At 58.1% G+C, this 16,216-nt stretch carries 22 protein-coding genes; 3 read left to right on the forward strand and 19 right to left on the reverse strand.

Features of this window, described 5'->3' with window-relative positions:
- Position 1: 1 nt before the first annotated feature.
- From ACMTA2_RS10695 to ACMTA2_RS10750, 12 genes are all read right to left on the reverse strand, one after another.
- The gene (locus ACMTA2_RS10695) at positions 2-253 is read right to left on the reverse strand and encodes a hypothetical protein (protein WP_258690708.1); all 252 of its coding nucleotides are present in this window, start codon (positions 251-253) and stop codon (positions 2-4) included.
- Positions 250-876 (reverse strand): hypothetical protein, encoded by a 627-nt coding sequence (locus ACMTA2_RS10700; RefSeq protein WP_258690709.1) that lies wholly within the window; start codon positions 874-876, stop codon positions 250-252. The genes ACMTA2_RS10695 and ACMTA2_RS10700 overlap by 4 nt, the downstream gene beginning before the upstream one ends.
- Positions 869-2,863, reverse strand: a complete 1,995-nt coding sequence (locus ACMTA2_RS10705; protein ID WP_413794811.1) for a DNA cytosine methyltransferase — start codon at positions 2,861-2,863, stop codon at positions 869-871. The genes ACMTA2_RS10700 and ACMTA2_RS10705 overlap by 8 nt, the downstream gene beginning before the upstream one ends.
- Positions 2,856-3,125 carry a hypothetical protein gene (locus ACMTA2_RS10710; RefSeq protein WP_413794812.1) on the reverse strand — a complete coding sequence of 90 codons (270 nt, stop codon included), beginning with the start codon at positions 3,123-3,125 and terminating at the stop codon, positions 2,856-2,858. Before ACMTA2_RS10710 ends, ACMTA2_RS10705 begins: the two co-directional genes overlap by 8 nt.
- 58 nt (positions 3,126-3,183) lie before the next feature.
- Complete coding sequence (locus ACMTA2_RS10715) at positions 3,184-3,417, reverse strand: hypothetical protein (RefSeq protein WP_413794813.1); 234 nt, start codon at positions 3,415-3,417, stop codon at positions 3,184-3,186.
- Entirely contained in the window at positions 3,387-3,734 is a 348-nt protein-coding gene (locus tag ACMTA2_RS10720) for a DUF7673 family protein (protein WP_413794814.1), read from the reverse strand. Before ACMTA2_RS10720 ends, ACMTA2_RS10715 begins: the two co-directional genes overlap by 31 nt.
- Positions 3,735-3,759: 25 nt before the next feature.
- Entirely contained in the window at positions 3,760-6,483 is a 2,724-nt protein-coding gene (locus ACMTA2_RS10725; protein WP_413795630.1) for a toprim domain-containing protein, read from the reverse strand.
- Between the two features lie 12 nt (positions 6,484-6,495).
- The gene (locus ACMTA2_RS10730) at positions 6,496-6,729 is read right to left on the reverse strand and encodes a hypothetical protein (protein ID WP_413794815.1); all 234 of its coding nucleotides are present in this window, start codon (positions 6,727-6,729) and stop codon (positions 6,496-6,498) included.
- Positions 6,730-6,804: 75 nt separating this feature from the next.
- Entirely contained in the window at positions 6,805-7,176 is a 372-nt protein-coding gene (locus tag ACMTA2_RS10735) for a hypothetical protein (RefSeq protein WP_003199719.1), read from the reverse strand.
- Positions 7,173-7,463 (reverse strand): Ogr/Delta-like zinc finger protein, encoded by a 291-nt coding sequence (locus ACMTA2_RS10740; protein WP_003183346.1) that lies wholly within the window; start codon positions 7,461-7,463, stop codon positions 7,173-7,175. The genes ACMTA2_RS10735 and ACMTA2_RS10740 overlap by 4 nt, the downstream gene beginning before the upstream one ends.
- Entirely contained in the window at positions 7,460-7,933 is a 474-nt protein-coding gene (locus tag ACMTA2_RS10745) for a YmfL family putative regulatory protein (protein WP_039011009.1), read from the reverse strand. Before ACMTA2_RS10745 ends, ACMTA2_RS10740 begins: the two co-directional genes overlap by 4 nt.
- Before the next feature lie 29 nt (positions 7,934-7,962).
- Entirely contained in the window at positions 7,963-8,175 is a 213-nt protein-coding gene (locus ACMTA2_RS10750; RefSeq protein WP_027912655.1) for a DNA-binding protein, read from the reverse strand.
- An 84-nt stretch (positions 8,176-8,259) separates the two neighbouring features.
- Between ACMTA2_RS10750 and ACMTA2_RS10755 the strand changes: the two genes are divergently transcribed.
- The 3 genes from ACMTA2_RS10755 (at position 8,260) to ACMTA2_RS10765 (ending at position 9,227) form a co-directional block, all read left to right on the forward strand.
- On the forward strand, positions 8,260-8,580 hold the full coding sequence (locus tag ACMTA2_RS10755) for a helix-turn-helix domain-containing protein (protein ID WP_256452446.1): 321 nt from the start codon (positions 8,260-8,262) through the stop codon (positions 8,578-8,580).
- 11 nt (positions 8,581-8,591) lie between these two features.
- Positions 8,592-8,936, forward strand: coding sequence for a DUF2511 domain-containing protein (locus ACMTA2_RS10760; RefSeq protein WP_039011012.1), 345 nt, complete (start codon positions 8,592-8,594; stop codon positions 8,934-8,936).
- A 129-nt stretch (positions 8,937-9,065) separates the two neighbouring features.
- Entirely contained in the window at positions 9,066-9,227 is a 162-nt protein-coding gene (locus ACMTA2_RS10765) for a hypothetical protein (protein ID WP_413794816.1), read from the forward strand.
- 156 nt (positions 9,228-9,383) lie between these two features.
- Here the strand turns inward: ACMTA2_RS10765 and ACMTA2_RS10770 are convergent, their stop codons facing one another.
- The 7 genes from ACMTA2_RS10770 to ACMTA2_RS10800 all read right to left on the reverse strand — a co-directional run bounded on the left by ACMTA2_RS10770 (position 9,384) and on the right by ACMTA2_RS10800 (position 16,213).
- Positions 9,384-9,905, reverse strand: a complete 522-nt coding sequence (locus tag ACMTA2_RS10770; RefSeq protein ID WP_413794817.1) for a hypothetical protein — start codon at positions 9,903-9,905, stop codon at positions 9,384-9,386.
- Between the two features lie 23 nt (positions 9,906-9,928).
- Positions 9,929-10,900, reverse strand: a complete 972-nt coding sequence (locus ACMTA2_RS10775; protein ID WP_413794818.1) for a caspase family protein — start codon at positions 10,898-10,900, stop codon at positions 9,929-9,931.
- Complete coding sequence (locus tag ACMTA2_RS10780; protein WP_413794819.1) at positions 10,897-11,319, reverse strand: TIR domain-containing protein; 423 nt, start codon at positions 11,317-11,319, stop codon at positions 10,897-10,899. Before ACMTA2_RS10780 ends, ACMTA2_RS10775 begins: the two co-directional genes overlap by 4 nt.
- A 131-nt stretch (positions 11,320-11,450) precedes the next feature.
- A complete protein-coding gene (locus tag ACMTA2_RS10785) occupies positions 11,451-12,716 on the reverse strand; it encodes a phage late control D family protein (protein ID WP_413794820.1) in 1,266 nt (421 codons plus the stop codon).
- Complete coding sequence (locus tag ACMTA2_RS10790; RefSeq protein ID WP_027912651.1) at positions 12,713-13,153, reverse strand: phage tail protein; 441 nt, start codon at positions 13,151-13,153, stop codon at positions 12,713-12,715. Before ACMTA2_RS10790 ends, ACMTA2_RS10785 begins: the two co-directional genes overlap by 4 nt.
- Before the next feature lie 5 nt (positions 13,154-13,158).
- Positions 13,159-16,104: a phage tail tape measure protein gene (locus tag ACMTA2_RS10795; protein WP_413794821.1), complete on the reverse strand. Its 2,946-nt coding sequence runs from the start codon at positions 16,102-16,104 to the stop codon at positions 13,159-13,161.
- The gene (locus ACMTA2_RS10800; protein ID WP_003183333.1) at positions 16,094-16,213 is read right to left on the reverse strand and encodes a GpE family phage tail protein; all 120 of its coding nucleotides are present in this window, start codon (positions 16,211-16,213) and stop codon (positions 16,094-16,096) included. Before ACMTA2_RS10800 ends, ACMTA2_RS10795 begins: the two co-directional genes overlap by 11 nt.
- Between the last annotated feature and the right edge of the window lie 3 nt (positions 16,214-16,216).

Here is a 16,216-nt window from a genome sequence, read left to right on the forward strand (position 1 = left end):
CTCACATCCGAAACGATTGATGAATGAGCGTCGGTCGGGCGGCACGTCCTGCCGGTTGTGCAACTTCAGCCTGGATTTCGCAAACGAACCGATGCCGCTTTCGGTTGTGCGCAGTCAACGTCTCGGTCAGACGTGGCACGACTTCGGCGCATTGCTCGTAGGCGGAAGGACCGTTCCAGCTATCAGCCCTTACCACCTGGCAATCCGTACGGGTCGCATCCGCGCACAGGTAAAGCAAAAGGTATACGGTCATGGTGCATTCCTCGCGCCGCAGTTCGGGCAGTCGTCGAAGCGCTGACGCTCGCTCAGGAAGCGTCCGCAGCCGTCGCAGTTAGTGAGATTACTGTATGTCCTTGTGCGCTGGACCTTGATCTTGGGCAACCGCAGGCCGGCCTCCCGGAGCGCCTGTTTGTGATCGAGCAACGAAGCCCGCACAACCGGGCGCGAACGAGCGGCAATGTAGCCGCAAGGCCAGAGATCAAATCCTTGCGACCGGTAATTAAATGCATCCTCGCCGCCGGGGTGTATTGCGTCTTCCAGATTGGCCGTCGGACCAGCCCCCCCGAGCCAGACCAGATCGTTTCCATCCCAGTCGCGTGCATATGCCACATAGAAACGGCCGTCCGTGTTGCGGTTGGCCTCAGCTTCGGAGCGGGTGAGGTATTGGCAATCAACTCCCGTTTCTGACCGAGACCGCGTGTAGCTCACGGGCAACGGTAGGTCGGTTTGTCTGCTCTCGTACTGCTTCACTGCACGTTCCCACGTGAACTGTTCTGCCTCATTGAGATTCGAGGTGTAGCCGCCACCGTTGCGCCAAAACGTGGCTCGGCTACCGACGTTACTGCGGCTGTCCTGCAAGAAAAAGAGGTCAGACATGACCAACCTCCTGCTGAGCCACACTCAACGCAATCGCCACCGGCTGCACCCAAATCGACACGTTGCTGAGCATGAACGTCTCCCCAGCCTCGGCGAGCAGCAGCGTCATACCGAACACATCGGCCATCGCCTTCGCCGCCGCCCGTGGCACCGCATTGCCGATGCGCTCCCGGTGAAGGCCGTCGTTGACACCGTCCAGTTGAAAGAACCGCGCCTGCTCGATCTTGCGAACACGCTGCATCACACGGATTTCATGCGCGGTCTGCGGATCTGCTGACCAGTGCTCCTCCGGATCGAACAGCGATTGCAGCGCAGCCAGCTCCAGCGTGGTGAAGGGGCGGTGCCAGGTCCCGTCTAGGCTGGTGATCATGCAGGTCAGCCTGTCGTTGGGCGCCGGCATACGCTGGTCCGCAACCGACCACCGACCGTTGTCGTGGCAGGCACTGGCGGAAACAGCGCCTGCCGGATCCTTCCAGTTGACTACCCCGTAATGACCACCGGTCAAATAGGCATCGCCCTTCGTGCGGAACATGCCCGGGCGCGGATCTGCGATGGATAGGGCTCCGCTGGCAACCTGTTGTGAGCCGGTCACAGTCCTGGCGTTGTCATCCCAGGGGGTGATGCGCAACTTTTGCGAGCTGGCCCCTGGGTGCCAGTTCTTATAGGCAGGGTCCGCGACGGCAAAAGCGCCTTGCCCGGTGGTGCTGCCGGCGATGACGGTACCGGCCGGCTTGCTGTAGTCGGTTACCAGGTACTTGCCGAAGCCCTTGGAGGGTTGCCGAGGGTCAGCCACGGCCTGGCCTCCGGAGCTTGGCCCATGCCCTGCGGTGACGGTGCCGGCGGCCTGGTCGTTGTGAACCACGCGGAACACATTGTTATGCCGTTCTCCGCTCATACGCGGGTCTGCAACGCTGAACGTCCCTTGCCCAGGGCTTCGCTGGCCTGTGACCACGCCGCAGTGGCGGTTGTAGGGCAGCACACCGTATTGGGTGTATTCAAATTTACTCGCCGGCCGTGGGTCGGCTACTGAGAATTTTCCATTGGTAGGGCTCGACCGGCCGGCCACGGTTCCGGCGGTGTCCTGCCACTCATGTACACCGAGATAACCGGCGCGGTACTCCGGCACGATTACAAAATCGCGCAGATGGCCGTCCTCGATCGCGAACCGACTCAGGCTGCGCCAGTCCTTTCCGGCCTCAACCAGGGCCAGGCGTACCCATGTCTTCCACTGCAACGCCGGCACCCGATGCATAGGCCCAGCCTGCTCCACGTCACCTGCCAGTGGCATGCGGCTCAGCACGTCGCCCACGGCCCGCAGACTGCGTTTTTCCGGTTCATACAGGAACGCCGGTACTTTTTCGACGTGCCTGGCGACCAACAGAAAACGCTTACGGCTTTGGGCTAATCCGCCGATTTCGCCACAGTCATGGGTGGTCTCGGCCACGGCGTATCCGTAGTGGCGCAGCAGCTTGTTGATCTGGTCCAGCAAGTGCCGCCCACGGGTTGCCAGGCGGGGCACGTTTTCGAACACGATCAGCGACACGGGGTTGTGCTTCCAGGCCTCACACATCAGCCAGACACAGCGCAACGTCAGCTCGTTAAGCGCCTGATATTTCGGCGTCTGGCTCATTGTTTCCGACAGCAAGCCCGATGCGCCTTTGCAAGGGCTGCTGATGAACACGGCGTCAGGGTCTTCATTGCCAGCGGCGCGGCGCAGATCCTCGGCGGTGGCCTCCTTCCAATCGGCGGGCGGCTGCTGCCCATGAAAGGCGATGTACTGCTGACGGGTAAACAAGTCCATCAGCGTGCCAGGTACGCCAGTCATCATCTGGAAGTCACGCAACCCGGCCGGGTCAACGTCAACGCCTCCCAGGCATCGCCATTCTGCTTGGACTGGGCCAAGGGTGGGCTTGGAGTCGCTGAACCCGGCGGCGCCGCTACCGAGCCCGCAGCACAGGTGGAAATGGGTGAGGGTGCGCTTAAGCATCTTCGCGCCCCCCCAACAAGGCTTTGGTGAGTGCATTGGGTTCGCCTTCACGGCTGAGCTTGTTGAGTGGCTGCAAGCTCTGGCCGTGGCGTGATTCCACCAGCGCGACCTGGTCTTCAATCGCCTTGATGGTGCCCTTGCGCACGCTGAATTCAACACTGCGCGCCATGGTCCTGGCGACGACAAAGGAAACATCGTCGCCGACTTTCAAAGGGTTCGTGCTAGCCTCTACGGCGCTGCTGCTTGGGTTCTGTGCTTGCATGGTGCTGCTCCTTAGTGGTGGTAGGTGTCGGGGAGTTGGCGCTCCTCGACACCATCTTTCAGGCCGTTGTGGCCTGGTCTTGCTTGATGATCGCTATGACTTCGTCCCGGTCCTTCGCATAAGCGAAAGGCAGCTCACCGCCTGGGCGAGTGATCGGGTATCGCGCTTCTGGCAACCGGCACTCGGCGACGGTGTAGCCGCTGTCGGTAATCCAGCAGTTCTGCTGCGCTTGCCCGTCTCTATTGCGCTTCGGCGCCCACTTCATGCCCAAGCCCTGATCAGTTCTGCCCATATGGCGTCGCCGTTGGGGAAGTAGGTGTGCACCTCCTGTTCAGGTGAGAAATCCATTTGCAGGACGGCCAGGCAGTCATCGAACAACCCCGTGTCGAGGCCGCGCAGGCTTGTCAGCACGAATGGGTAGTCGTGGCCGTTGTAGAGCCCGAGCAGGAAACGGCCGACAACGGCGCTCTGGCCTGTACCGCGCAGGGCGACAGGGACCAGGCGGTTCAGTGCCTCGATACCGGCCTTGCGGATGGCGGGGCGCTTTGCTTCGAACTCTTGCAACTGCTGAAACCAATTGGTCCGTTGTTTTTGGGGCGCTGTGTTCATGCGAAGTCTCCTGTTGTTGCGGTGGTTAAACGCCCTGGAAAACCCAGCAGCGAATGGTTTTCGGTTTGTCGAAAGCGTCGAGCAACCGCGCCGAGTTAACGGGCTTGTTCGATTCCAGAAATTTGGGTGACTTGCTGGTCTTGAGTAGGCGTTTCAGGTCGCTGAGCGCGGGCACCTGCTGCCGCTTGTTGGCGGCCATCTCTACAAATTCGTTGAGGTTCACAGCGATCAGCCCATCCCGACGCGCATGGTTAAGCGCGCCTTTCTCGTCCAGGCCATTGAGGAATTCGAACAGGTCCCAAAACTCGCGCACGGTCGGGTGGTCGGCGTTGATTGCCTGCTGTCGCTCCAAGGCCATGCGGCTGACCTCAGCGTGCGCGAGAGCTTTGCGGCGTTCGCCCAGGGGCACGACTTCTGCCAGTGCATCCACCAGGCTGCGCAGTTGGGCGTGGTTCTTGGCGATACGCACGGTGCGCACGCCGGGCTGGGCCAGCAGCTCCTGCTCGTAGCGAGAGGTGTTTTCCTCCATCAAGCGCATGGTGTTGGCTTCGCGTTGCAGGGCCTTGACCAGGAAGCCGCTGATGTTTTCCATCGGCATGCGTTCCAGTTGCTCGGCGAACTGCTTGGTTTCCGGCGTGTGGTGCTCCCGCGTCAGATGGACGTGGCAAAGTCGCTGCAGAATGGGTTCCGAGGCGTTAACCGGGTTGTTCTGCGCGATCAGCAGGGCCGCGCGGAACGGCGGTTCATGGGTGTCGTTGCCATTGTTCTTCACGCCGGTGGAGCGAACGCTACGGCCGTTATAGGCGGTTTTCAGTTCGTCCCAATCGAAGTGCTTAACCGGCTGACCATCCTTCTGTTCACGCTCCGACTCGATCAGTACCACCGGCAAGTTGCTGACCTGCGAGAAGTTTCGCGCACGGCTCGCGGCTGTCGCTTTGGAAGGGTCGAAACCCTCGTAGTCAGTTCGGCCGACCAGTTTCCACAGCAGCTCGATCAATGTGGTTTTGCCTGAACCGGCTTCACCCACCAGCTCAAGAAACATCAGGGACTTGTGGATCTGCCGAATCTGCTCAGCGTGCAAGGCGCCCAGCCACCAGGCCAACACCACCAGGCCCTGTACGCCAAAGCAGCTCCAGAAAATGTCGAACCAACCTTCGTGATAGGCATTGAGGTCAGTATTGATGTGCAGCACCGGCGACTGACTCTGCGACTTGATGCTCAGCTTGCCGAGGTCGAAAAAGTCTTCCTTGTTGCGCTTTTGTATCGTCCCGCCGAAGAACGCCAGATCGTTGAAGACATAGGCACCGTGCTCGCGGCTGTAGCCGATCCATTCGATGGTGTTCACGGTTTTCAGGCAATCGAGCTGGGGCGCCAGGATCCGTTTCAGTTGTTGGGCGCTACCCTCGAACATCGCGCCATTGGAAACGTTGAGCAGGCGATTCGCGAATTCAGGCGCAGAGGTGAGCTGCTTGGCCGTGAACGTACTTTTGATGACAGCCCCTTGCGGGCGCTCGATGCGGAAGTAGTACCAGGCCTCGTCGGTCAGGTCGTTGCGCATGTAATACAGCGCCTGGAAATTGCAGTTGGCGATGCTGGTGACCGAGCCCGATTGACGCAACGCCTTGTAGCGGCGCTGTTCGTCAGTGAGCAACTGGTCCTCATGCCGCTCCGAACTCTCCAGGTCACCCATGGCTCGGTCGTACCGTTCAAGGTCCAGCCGAAACCAGTACAGGCGCTTGCGGAACGAAAAATGGAATTCCTTGCGCTCGTCACGCAGGTAGATGAGAAACCCTTTTTCCTCGGCGGAATCAGCCAGCAGCAAGTCCCCGTGGTGCAGGGCTTCGTCGAAGTCTCGCTCGATCTGCTCGGCGCGTTTGTCGTCGCCCTCAATCGACTTCCACCGTAGGTGAAGGTCGTTCCAGTCCACTTTTCTGCCATTGGGCTGCGGAATAACTGCCGCTTTGCAAGTGAATCCCAGGTCGCTGGCCTCCTTTGCCCAGCGGCGCATGTTGGCCTTTGCGACTGGCTCGTTATCAAGCGCCCAGACAAGGGGTGGCAGGCGCTTGCCAGCGTCATGGCGAAGTTTGACCAGGGCCTTGAGCGAGTCGATAGGGCAGGGTGCGCTGGACATCATCGACACGGCCGAGGTGTCGTTATGCAACAGTGCGACGGCATCGAAGATGCCCTCGGTGATCCAGAGTTCATCGACGTTCAACAGGTCCACGCTTGGCGGGCACCACCAGACGCCCTTGTAACCTGGCAGGCCTTCGCCGGTTGGGCGGAAGCGAGCTTTCATCTTGCCGAATCGGTCAGGCCGGTCTATCAGGCGCTCCCAGTAGCCACCTTTTTCCAGGGGGAAACGCACTGTGGCACTGCCAATGTTCAGCCGGCTATCCCAGTAGTGTTCCTGGGTGAACCAACCGGCGATCAGCTCAAATTTGAAGCCTCGCGCAAACTCAAGGTAGGCGCGTGCTGTGGCAACGGGGTTATCTGGCGTGGACGGTGCGTTCTTGCTCCAGTCGTTGAACAAGTCGTCGTAGACGTCCTTGACGTGGACACGGTGGCCGCATTTTTCCGGTCGTCCACAGATCAACGTCCAGGGCGAATCGTAGAAGGTGTACAGGGTCTTTTGGCCGCAGCTTGGCGCAGGGCATACACCCTTGCGCATGTAGTTGGTGCCGGGCATGTGCTTGAGCTGGTAGTCGCGCTCAATACGCTGGATGACGTCGGCTCGCAGCCTTTGTTCCATTTCCATCGTGGCTTACTTCGCTTCGTCAAGACTGTGTTTAAGGGCGCCAATCAGGCGTTTTTGCGCGGACATCACAGGGAAGGCCGCGAGCAACGAGCCATGCCGCAAACCCTCGGGAATCCTGCGAAAGCGGTCGTCGTACCAATGCTCGTTAAACTGCTGGGCGTACTGGTTCCGCAGCGCCTGGAGCAGCGCTTCGGCCTCTTCGCGGGGCAGTTTTGCGGTGATGGCGACGTCGATTTGCATGGTCCACCTCGGATTTCGGGCAAAGCTCACCCAAACCCACGGGAGGCGGGGCAGGGCGGGTTGTTTAAACGGGGGTTACTGAGGGTGTTGCTTCAGCGCGTCATCGCGCTGGGCGAGCAGGGTTTGCGGCAGCAGCCTTGCCGGAACCGGGTACCGAAGGTCGGCCCGGGTATCGATCAGGTGGACGACAGTGCTGCCAGGGCTGTTGCCCCAGTCCACACCGATCCACTTACGCTGGTTGATGACCTGCAGTTCGGTCCAGGCGTTGTGTACCAGCTTCTGCGCCATGAATACCGGCACTTCCAGTGCGGTGGTCATGTGCCGAACGCAGTTTTCGTACAGCAGGTCAGAGTCCACCAGGTGCTGTGCTTCGTGCCGTTGGAGGTAGGCGAACGCCACCCGTTGCATGCTGCTGCGATAGTCGTGGTCAAGCTCTTCATGGTTCATTGCGCACACTCCATTTCCATTTGGTCGAGCAGGTCGGGTTGATCGTTGGCGGACTTCATCGCGGCACGGCGCAGGGCAATGTCGGCGATGGGCAACTTGACGGAGGGGTTAGCCATACCGCTGGGGCTCATTTCATGAGTCATTTCGAACTCAGCCCGCACCGACCAGCCGCAGGCCTCGTTGGTGCATTGCAGGTAGGCCACCCGCAGGAAGATGTGCGTGCCTTCGCTGGTGCGGATACGCATGCGGCCGAGGCAGTGAGGGCAGACTAGTTTGTAGGTGCTCACCCAGCGAACCCCCGGCCGTGCAGTTGGATGGTCGCTAGCACTTCGGCGTAGCGGGCTGACATGTACTTCATCAGGGCCGACACAATGACTTCGGCCTCAGTCTGCTCAATGACACCGTCGTCCAGCGCTTGGGCAATGATCTGGTCAACCAATCCGCGCTTGGCGGCGGCTCTTACTGAGCGGTTGTACAGCTCGACGTTATCCAGCGTTCCAGGCACCGCGACGGGCACAAACATGCCGCCATACATCCCGGTGATGTAATCCGCGAGATATGACGTACCCGCAACTTGCTCGAGGCGATGGATATGTTCGTCGCTCAGCGGCCGGCTGCCAGCGTTCTCATAGGCCTGGTTATCAAATTTCTTGATCGGCATCCCAAGGTCAGCCGCAGCGTAGTGCCGACCCCCGGGGTAAGCGGCAATGACGGCGCTGACTACGTCTTTGCGGTTGGCTAGAACTGAGCGTTTCATCTTCTGGTTTCCTACCTGAGCCAACGGGCCTAATTTGTGACGACGCCGTCTTTGATACCGAGCAACACCGCAGCACGGTGGGACTCGCCCCGCAGACATTTCTTCTGTCCGTTCAACACGGCGTACACCGTGGACGGGGTCAAGTTGTGCTGATCGGCCCAGTCTTTTGCAGAGAGGCCTTGATGCGCGAGTCGCTCACGTGCCTTTCGGCAAGCTTGCTCCGTGGGGTATGCGTTCGGCATAGTCTCGTTTCGTGTGATTTCGTGTGATGACAGGCGAAGTATTTCCCATGATTGTGGGAATGTCAAATCGTCGTGGAGACGTTTGTGGGAATTGGTGATCGCCTAAAAGAAGAGCGCGAGCGCTTGGGCTTCAATCAGACCGAGTTCGCGGCGAAGGCTGGCGCCTCGAAAAACAGTCAGTACAACTATGAGAAGGGCGAGCGCAGTCCGGATGCCAGTTACCTGGCAGCAGTTGCTGAACAAGGGGTGGATGTCCTTTACGTGGTAACCGGCCAGCGCTCATCTGTGGGTGAAGATCAGCTGTCCGACGATGACTTAGAAATCGTGATGCACGTGCGCAGCCTGGACGATGAGGATAGGGGCGCGGTGATGCGCCTTCTCAGGGCTTTTACATTGAAAAAATAAGGAGTTGGGACATGAAAAGGATGACGTTATCGGTAGCAGTGCTGGCAATGCTCGCTTCGGGTGTCTGCGGTGCCAAGGAAAAGACCCAGAAGGTTTCGAGCAAAGACTATGGAGACGCTTGGCCGTTTACGGTCGATAGCGTTGACCTGTTGTGCTTTGGACCGTCGCCCAAGGCGTTGGCCCGGACGTCGGATGGGACCGTCTACGCATTGAGCGGGAGTGCACGTAGTCAGGCAAAAGATCGCGGTTGGTCGGACGGCCAGGACATCACCAAGCCCAATCCAACGATGCCATCCATCAAGATGGACTACAGCGATATCGTGCAACGTGCTCAGGCGCTCTGCGGCGGGGCTTAATTTGCAATAAATTTTTTTACGATGGGCTGGTGACACACCGAAACATGCTGAGAATGACGCACTCCCCGGGTGCTTTGGTTGGTGCCGATGTTGGTACCGGGCGCCCGAACGTGTTGAATGGAGTGACACATGTCGGTGATGAAAGAGGTGCAAACCAACCAAGCGAAAGCTATCAAGTGGACTGAACTGAATGAGCGCGAACGTACGGTCGTGCAGCTTTTCAGGTTACTCGATGAGGCCAGCCAGCGAGACATTATTAGATTTATTAATGTTCTCTTGATTCCAAAATAAAAAATAACCCGGCAGTGCCGGGTTATTTTTTCAGGGTTTCTTGTTGCCAGGTCGCTGCACTGGGCGCGGAGGAGGCGGTGGTGGACGCACGTCCCCTCTCACATTTCGAGTTGGCGGCGGCGGCGGAGGAGGTGGCTTCTGTGTCATGTGTATCTCCTAAAGTTTAGGTATCGTAATTACCGCGTAGGCTATTACAGCAATCGCTGCTGAAATAATCAGTGAAATATTACAGTAGTATTGGCTTGAGCTTTTTCTGTCGTTGTTGAAAGTGCAGATTGTGGCGCAGTTCATGTAGTTTTCATAATAGTATGTAAGCAGGGCTTCAGCTACTTTTTGTTCTGCGTCTGGTTCGTCGTGATAATAATCAATGAGATCAAGTCGGTATTCTTCAATGGTATTGGGTGCTGCTAGATTCTTATCGATTCTGCCTAGCAAGGCGTCTATGAAAAAGTAAATGCCTACAAAAAGTGCAAATACTGATACGCCTAGTATCGTTAGAAACCAGATTTTCGCTCCTAACGTCAGAGCTGCTCTATCGCCGCCAATGATGACCGAGTAAAAGCCAGCGATAGCGATAATTGTCGCGAGCGGAATGCTTAGGCGGGAAAATATTTGCTCTTTTCGGGCTAGTTCATGGAAGTAGATTTTTTCATAATGTCCGAATAAATTGATATCCATTATCCGAGATTTCCTTTAGGTTTTTAGATTCTATTATTGTTTATCAACTTCCAGTAATGCTCTCCAAGCACTGTAAGTTTGCACGATTTTGAATTCATGGCGGCAAAGTACATGTGTTCTTCATCGATAGGCTTTACTAAATTCAGACGGTTAAGTTTCTGAAGTATTGCAAATTTTCTAGTGTTGTTTGGATCTGGTTCAATGCCATGGTTGGGGGCTGGAGGTTGTGGTTCAAAGCTGGGATCCAAAGCGATTTCTGAACTAGCTGTTTCGAAAAGGTCCTTGATTTGTCTTAATTCAGCTAGCTGAATAGGTGGAGATACCTTGCGAAGTGAGGTAAATGCTTTGATGTTCGTTTTGAATACAGGTCTCTGTTCCCAAAGACTGAGTGATTGATCAATGTGAGCGTAGATGCTTCCTGGTGTTATATCACCCAGTAGGTTTGCTGCGCCTCCGTTCAGAGCGTCCACAAATAACGAAGTGAAAACCCCCGATCCATTTTCCTCATGCGCATACTGACCTTCGGTAGATGCTGTGAGTATTGTCATTCCTTCGGTTAGTAGAGCTTTGTCGCCTAATGCCCTTGATGAGCCTGCAACTCCAGAATGGCAGCTGTCCAGAACTATGATTTTATTGATTGCTTTGGAGGCGTTAGCTATATCCAGTATTTCTTGTAAGGGTAGACCATCATCTCCGTCAGCACATTCGGATGTTAATAAGTATCCACCAGTGTCTTCAACATGGCCATGGCCGGCGAAATAAAACAGAGCAATCTTGCACTCGTCCTCAAATAGTTTGCGAATGTCTTCTTTTAGTTGCTTTCGGGTTATTGCGCTTGAAGCATCGACGGCGGTGACTTGTTTTGTGTCAAAGTTTAACTCGCCGTTCATGTGCCTCTCAAGGACCTGGTTGACTGCATAGGCATCATTGACGCAGCCATACAATTGGTTCAGTTTTTCGTAATAATTCAGTCCGACGATTAATGCTTTTTTCATGGTTTTGCTACTGCGTTTTTACCTTCTCCCATCATCTGAGTGACAGCGTTCGCGACCCCGTCCCAAGTCCAACTAATAACTCTGTTTCTATTCAGGCCGGTTGGGAGTGTGCTGGTGGTATCCGCGTCGTCAACGTATACGCCAAAAATCGGTACGTTTTGTGAGCGCGCCATTTCAATTTCCTTAACTACTCCCGTAGCAGTACTCATGTGACGTCCGACCAGCACTATTAATAAGTGCGTTTTATTAATTTTTTCTTTGACAATGGCTTCCCATTGAGCTTGAGGCATCGGACTTTTAGCTGACCAGTCTTCGTGTTTGAATGGAGTTTTCGAATGCCAAGCTTGGCCCGCAAATAGAATCTTATGATCGCTATTGTGGTCAACGTCAAAACTGATAAAAGCGCGTGGTTCAGCCATCTTTCAGTCCCTTAAGCAAATGAGTGAAAGGGCAGTTTGACTTCGTAAAGGCATTTTGCCAACACTGCTTAGATATTTTTTATATCTGCCTGATATATATCAATATTTTTGCGCTCCAAATCCATTTTGTTTTAAACGCTTTTCATTAGCTTTGAGAACTCTCGATCCACTGCCCGCTTCGCCGTCTTCTCGGTCGCATACAACCACCGCAACCGCTTCGGCTTGCTCTGATCCCCCGCAGTTACCGTCTTTTCCTTCCCTGTTTTCTTGTCGCGGTAGTACGCGATGATCCCGGTGTAATCGCCTTTGTTTTCCTCGGCCAGCCCCTCAACCGTATCCTCGGGCAGTTTGCTCTCCAGCTCCAGGCTGACGGTGTATCCATTGTCCGGGCTGAGGGTGTGCTGCACGTTACCGCCGTACCAGATGATCTCGTCGATCTCGGGCTTAACGCCCTGAAGCGTGTAGGTCAGTTCGGGAATGAGGTCAGGCCGACCCCGGGCGAGGGTGTAGCTGAGCGTCGCGCTACCACGTTGCAGGCGGTTGAATTCCGCCCGGGCAGCGCGCAGGGCGGACTGGCGGTCGCTAAAGGTGTGGCGCAGGTCTTTGAGGTTTTCACCACCACCGGCGATGGCCTCCTGTTTCTTCGCACTGTTCACGTCGTAGAAATAGGCGCGCACACCGTCGTAGCTGTCGCGGTCGGCTTGCAGGTAGCGGTGTTGGTCGCCGTCGGCGCGGGTGAGGGTTATATGCGGCAGCTCGGCGCCGGTGGCCGTCTTGCCGCCGCCCGCCGGCAGGCACAGCAGACAACCGGCCTTGACGGTGACCACGGCATCGAACTCTTCCCCCACGCGGCTGATCAGGTTGGCGTCGGATTCGTTGGCCTGGTCCAGCTGAAGAATGGGCAATCCGTCCAGGGCGCCGGCGATGGTGGCGGTGAGGCCGTTGCCCAAGGCGATATCGCCCAGAACATCGCCGAGGGTGGTGTTGCTCCAGCTGCGCTCGCGCTTGGTTTTAAGGCCTTTGCGAAGGTCCGCCGAGCGGGCGCGGATGCTCAAAACATCCGGCGCGCCGCTGTGTTCGGTTTCATCGACCGTGTAGGTGCCTTTGTCCACCAGGCCTGTATCACTCCAACCCAGCCACAGTCGGATGGTCGCGCCTTTGGGCGGTATCGCCAGCAGCCCATCGTGGTCGCTGAGGGTGATGCTGAGCTGGTCGGCCTCGATCCCGCGATTGTCGGTCAACTCCAGGCTCATCAGTCGTGGGCTGATCAATTGGGCGATGTCGTTGCCATCGACCGTGATACGAAACGCCGGCACCGGGTAGGCCGCATCGCGGCGGTAGCGTTCGACCAGGTCTTCTACGTAGCCGGTAACCTTGGACAGGGCAGCATCAATCACAGCAGCGCCCTCAAAATGTTGACGCCTGCGCTGGTACCGGCGCCGAGCAGATCGATCCGGTCGTCATCGATGCGCTTGAGATTGACCGTGAATTCAATACGCCGAGGCGTGCCGTCACGGAAGAACAGCGTTTTGGTTTCGCTCAGACCATCGATAATCCACAAGCCGTAGATGCGGCCGCTGCCTTCGACCATCGGCCAGGCCTTGCCGGTGTTCGCCATCAGCCGCAGAGCGTCGAGGCTAAGGGCGCTGCCGGCCAGCTCCGGGAGGATGACGCCGGGTAGGGTGATGGTGTCGTCGCCGCGCCCGACAAACTGCCGAGCCGGAGCGGCGCCGACGCGGCTGTTGCTCGCATGGCGCCATTCGGTTTGGCGTTGCAGCTCCTGGTAAGCGGCGGTGGACAGGCTGAACACGAACATGCCCAAGGCAAGCATCATAGGGATTACTCCAGATCTGACAGTTTGCTGCGCTGGCGAGCGGCCTTTTCGCTGGCGATGCGCGCCAGCTCGGCCCGTACGGCGCGGCTGATCGCCTGGGCGTCCATGCCTGGCGTGGTATGGATGTTGATTTCGTAGGTGTCGTGGCTGTCATGAACCGGCGCCGGGGCAGGGCTGATGGGCGCCCGATCATCGATCGACAACGAAGAGGCAGCGGCAGCCCCGACCGGGAATTGCGGCAACGGCATGGCGGCCAGCGGCATGGCGGTTGCGCCGAGGGCCAGTGTGCCGGCTGCCGTGAGTTGTTTGCTCAGGCTGGTCATGGCGCTCAGTGGCCCGTTCTGACTGCCCTCAAGCCCCTGGGCCAGTCCGGCCATGGTGAAGCCGCCCAGCTCTGCGAACACACGGGAGGGGCTGTGGATGTCGAGCTTTTCCTTGAACCAACCAATCACCGCATCGCCTGCGCCGGTGATGGCCTCCTTGGCTACGGTCAGGCTGTTGGTGATGCCATTTGCCAGGCCTTGAATCATCTGCGTGCCCAGTTCAGCGAACTGTGCAGGCAGGCCTAACAAAAGGCTGAGCATATTGCCGATGACGGCACCGAAACGTTCGCCCATTGACTGAGCGGCGCCACCGACGTCTTCGACGGGCGCAAGTAGCTGGCCGAACCAGGTGATCAGGCTGCTGACGCCATCTGATATCAGAGTGAACAGGGGGCGTGCGATGCTGCCCAGAAGCTCCATGGCCGCGCCGACACCTGGCAGCGTCATGACGGCCTGGCCCAGGTTCAGCAGCGATTGGCCGAGCCCGGCGAAACTATCGAGTACCGGTTGCAAGGCCCCGACCAGGCCTTGCCAGAAGCCGAGGAAGAAGCCCTTGATCGGGTTCCAATATTTGTAGACCAGCACGCCAGCAGCAACCAGGGCAGCAATGGCCGCCAGCAGCCAGCCGATGGGCGTCGCCATGATGGCGGTACCGACCGCACTGATCGCGCCGCCGAGCATCGGCAGCACGCTGGCGGCAGCCAGGCGGGCGCTGCTAACGAAAGCGGGTAACGCACTGAGCAAACCACCCGCCGAGCGAGTTGCTACCAGGGACCGCCAGACTTTCCCAAGCCTGCCGATGTTGGTACCGGCGCCTGCTGCTGCGGTGCGCGTGCCGATCAACTGGGCCTTAACAATGCCCAAGCGAATGCCAAACATGCCCATGCCGTACCGCACCATGGCGAATGGGCCGAGAAGGCTCGCCATCGTCAATGCCAGGCCACCAAACACGAAGGCCAGGCCGGCCACAGCCGCTACGACCTTGACCAGGCCGCCGGCCAATCGTGGGTTCTCCCGAGCCCAGGCGCCGATGTTGTTGGCAACCTCCCCGAGGGTGCTGATGATTTGTTTCAGTTCGGGCGCAACAGCGGCGCCAAACTCGGCCAGGGCGTTAGTGAAGCTGCCCTCTGCGGCCTCCATGACGTTGGTGAGAGTGGCGAGTTGTTCGTTGACCCGTTTGCGCAGGTCGGCTTGGTTTTGCAGCTTCTGTTGCACTTCCCGATAACCCGCGATCCCCTTGTTCATCATGGTGTTCAAGGTGGTCATGGTTTCGGAGTCGTCCCCGAACAGCAGCTTGATTGTGGACGTGCGGTCCTCATCGTTCAGTGACTTTAGTTTTTCGACCTGGGCGAACAGGTTGTCCAGGCCTGCGAAGTTGCCTTTGTCGTCGGTGAACTTGAAGCGGATGTTTTTGCCTTCCAGCTCCATGATCTTGTTAACGTCCTTGACCCCGTCCTTGTCCAGGCCGGCCTGGAAGATCTTCCGGTAGGCGTTACCGGCCGCGCCGCCTTCCATGCCAGCCTGGTCCATCATGATCAGCAGCGGGGCCAGCTCGGCGGCCGCGTCGATGCCCGATTTTTTGATGGTGTCCATGACCGGCGCGATCTTGCTGAAGCCCTGGAGCATGTTGGTCGGGTCTACACCCGAGTAAAACCCCCGCTGGATGATGTCCATCAGCCCCATCATGTCCTTTTCGGACGTTCGGGTGGCGTCTTGCATCTTCGCGGCAAATTCAGCCGCGGCTGTTACGGGCATCTGCAACTGAACGCCAAGGTACGCGGCCGCTTCGCCGGTGCCGCCGAGAATGCTCTTGGCGCTGAGGCCTTGGCGCCGCAGCATGGTCATCATTTCCTGAAAGTCGGCCGTAGTGCCAGGTAGGCGGTCGCCCAGCTTGGTCGCTAAATCGGTGATTTTCTGGAAGTCTTCAGACACCTTGCCGGTGTCGTCCATCATCGAAACCTTGAGTTGCGTGGCCGAGTCTTCGTTTGGCGCAAAGGCACCGATGGCCTTAGCCACCGGCCGACTCGCGGCATATCCCACACCCAGGCCGGCGGCGCCGTTCATCGCCATGTTGCCGGCGAGGTTCTGGGTTTTCTCCAGCTTGGCGCGCTCGATGGCAAGGCGCTTCTGCTGGGCATTCAACGCGACCAGGCGTTTGCCCTGTTCGCTGATGCTGGCGTTGGTGGCGCTGATTTGCTCGCGCAGCTGGCGTTCGTGACTGCTGAGGTTCTTGGTGCTGATGCCGGCGCCTTGCAGTTTGCTGCGCAGGGCCTGGAGCTGTACGCCCTGTTGTTGATGTTGTTCCTTGAGCTTCTGCGCTTCGCGAACGGCTGCCCGAAAGTCCTTGGTCATTGCCTTGGTCGGCGCACCGGTGGCAGCGAACTGCTGGGACAGCGCCCGTACTTTGTCGCGGGCGGCGACGAGGGCTTGCTCGGTTTGCTCGGCGGCAGCGCGCTGGGTGCGCCAGGCGCTGACGTCCTTCTGTTGGGTGTTGAGTTCCTTGAGGCGGTCGCGGGCTTCCTTGAGGGCGCGGGCGGCACCGATGCTGCCGTTGTTGATGGCCTTCAGGGGGCCGCTCGCCTTGTCGATGGCGTTGAGCAACACCTGAAGTTTTAAGTCATTCGCCATCGGTGGAACTCCGCACCCGGGCGCGTTCGCGCCACTCCATCAGTTCTTGCAGGCCTAGCTGGTCCATGTCAGCCGGTGCCCAATGGAAAACCACGGCCAGATCGGCCATGGC

The sequence above is a fragment of the Pseudomonas medicaginis genome (assembly GCF_965119365.1).
In the GTDB taxonomy this organism is placed as follows: domain Bacteria; phylum Pseudomonadota; class Gammaproteobacteria; order Pseudomonadales; family Pseudomonadaceae; genus Aquipseudomonas.

What these genes read in the sequence shown, in the direction of transcription:
- ACMTA2_RS10765 (WP_413794816.1), top strand. Translation starts at nt 9,066, where the DNA reads ATGTCGGTGATGAAAGAGGTGCAAACCAACCAAGCGAAAGCTATCAAG.
- ACMTA2_RS10775 (WP_413794818.1), bottom strand. Translation starts at nt 10,900, where the DNA reads ATGAAAAAAGCATTAATCGTCGGACTGAATTATTACGAAAAACTGAAC.
- ACMTA2_RS10730 (WP_413794815.1), bottom strand. Translation starts at nt 6,729, where the DNA reads ATGCAAATCGACGTCGCCATCACCGCAAAACTGCCCCGCGAAGAGGCC.
- ACMTA2_RS10715 (WP_413794813.1), bottom strand. Translation starts at nt 3,417, where the DNA reads ATGGGCAGAACTGATCAGGGCTTGGGCATGAAGTGGGCGCCGAAGCGC.
- ACMTA2_RS10770 (WP_413794817.1), bottom strand. Translation starts at nt 9,905, where the DNA reads ATGGATATCAATTTATTCGGACATTATGAAAAAATCTACTTCCATGAA.
- ACMTA2_RS10750 (WP_027912655.1), bottom strand. Translation starts at nt 8,175, where the DNA reads ATGCCGAACGCATACCCCACGGAGCAAGCTTGCCGAAAGGCACGTGAG.
- ACMTA2_RS10720 (WP_413794814.1), bottom strand. Translation starts at nt 3,734, where the DNA reads ATGAACACAGCGCCCCAAAAACAACGGACCAATTGGTTTCAGCAGTTG.
- ACMTA2_RS10780 (WP_413794819.1), bottom strand. Translation starts at nt 11,319, where the DNA reads ATGGCTGAACCACGCGCTTTTATCAGTTTTGACGTTGACCACAATAGC.
- ACMTA2_RS10760 (WP_039011012.1), top strand. Translation starts at nt 8,592, where the DNA reads ATGAAAAGGATGACGTTATCGGTAGCAGTGCTGGCAATGCTCGCTTCG.
- ACMTA2_RS10695 (WP_258690708.1), bottom strand. Translation starts at nt 253, where the DNA reads ATGACCGTATACCTTTTGCTTTACCTGTGCGCGGATGCGACCCGTACG.
- ACMTA2_RS10795 (WP_413794821.1), bottom strand. Translation starts at nt 16,104, where the DNA reads ATGGCGAATGACTTAAAACTTCAGGTGTTGCTCAACGCCATCGACAAG.
- ACMTA2_RS10745 (WP_039011009.1), bottom strand. Translation starts at nt 7,933, where the DNA reads ATGAAACGCTCAGTTCTAGCCAACCGCAAAGACGTAGTCAGCGCCGTC.
- ACMTA2_RS10790 (WP_027912651.1), bottom strand. Translation starts at nt 13,153, where the DNA reads ATGATGCTTGCCTTGGGCATGTTCGTGTTCAGCCTGTCCACCGCCGCT.
- ACMTA2_RS10700 (WP_258690709.1), bottom strand. Translation starts at nt 876, where the DNA reads ATGTCTGACCTCTTTTTCTTGCAGGACAGCCGCAGTAACGTCGGTAGC.
- ACMTA2_RS10800 (WP_003183333.1), bottom strand. Translation starts at nt 16,213, where the DNA reads ATGGCCGATCTGGCCGTGGTTTTCCATTGGGCACCGGCTGACATGGAC.
- ACMTA2_RS10710 (WP_413794812.1), bottom strand. Translation starts at nt 3,125, where the DNA reads ATGCAAGCACAGAACCCAAGCAGCAGCGCCGTAGAGGCTAGCACGAAC.
- ACMTA2_RS10705 (WP_413794811.1), bottom strand. Translation starts at nt 2,863, where the DNA reads ATGCTTAAGCGCACCCTCACCCATTTCCACCTGTGCTGCGGGCTCGGT.
- ACMTA2_RS10725 (WP_413795630.1), bottom strand. Translation starts at nt 6,483, where the DNA reads ATGGAACAAAGGCTGCGAGCCGACGTCATCCAGCGTATTGAGCGCGAC.
- ACMTA2_RS10735 (WP_003199719.1), bottom strand. Translation starts at nt 7,176, where the DNA reads ATGAACCATGAAGAGCTTGACCACGACTATCGCAGCAGCATGCAACGG.